This window comes from Streptomyces sparsus, from assembly GCF_054776295.1.
The window spans coordinates 1-767 of the sequence record NZ_BAAHCA010001504.1; the positions used below are offsets into that span (position 1 = coordinate 1).

Genomic DNA, 767 nt, shown 5'->3' on the forward strand with positions numbered 1-767 from the left:
GCGGGCTCACTCCCCCGGGGAGGTCTCCGGCGGCCAGTCGTCACCCCAGGCCGCGTTCCGGGCGGACCGGTAGCGCGGCCCGTGCCGCTTGCTCACCACCTCACGCCGCACACCGCCGTCCCGCTCGCACAGGTCGAGCAGGACCTGGCCCTTGCGGATCTGCGGGCGGCGCACGATGCGCGCGGCCGCCGGTGTCACGCCGCCCTCGTGGCCGTCACCACCGTCCGCACGCCCGTCCCCGCCGGCGTCCTGGCCAACGCCCTGCCCGGCGCCCTGCTCAGCGCCCAGGCCTGCGCTCCGGTCACCGACACGAACCGCCGCCACGTAGGAGAACTTCTCGTCCTCGTGGGCCAGCGCGCCGCCCTTGACCTGGCGGTGCAGTGAGGAACGGCTCACCCGGGCCGCGAAGTGGCACCAGTCCTCCTCGGGCACGAGCGGGCAGGCGTCGCTGTGCGGGCACGGCGCCAGCACCCGGAAGCCGTCGGCGACCAGCCGGTCCCGGGCAGCGAGCACCCGCAGGTAGCCGTCCGGTGTGCCGGGCTCGACCACGGCCACCACGTGGGCGGCCCGGGCGGCGGCGGCCACCGCCGCCGCCCGATCGGACTCGGTCAGCTCGCCCAGCACGTACGACACCGTGACCAGGTCCGCGGCGGGCAGCTCCAGACCGCCGCCGATCCGGGCCCGCTGCCACCGTGCGCCGGGCAGTGCGCCGGCCGCCAGTTCCCGGCCCAGTTCCAGCGCGGGTTCCGCCCAGTCCAGCACGGTGC

General features: G+C 76.9%; 1 protein-coding gene. It reads right to left on the reverse strand.

The annotated features are described in order from the left end of the window. Window positions 1-6: 6 nt before the first annotated feature. A partial coding sequence (locus ACYVE9_RS29275) for a small ribosomal subunit Rsm22 family protein (RefSeq protein ID WP_461030901.1) occupies window positions 7-767 on the reverse strand: 761 nt, incomplete at its 5' end.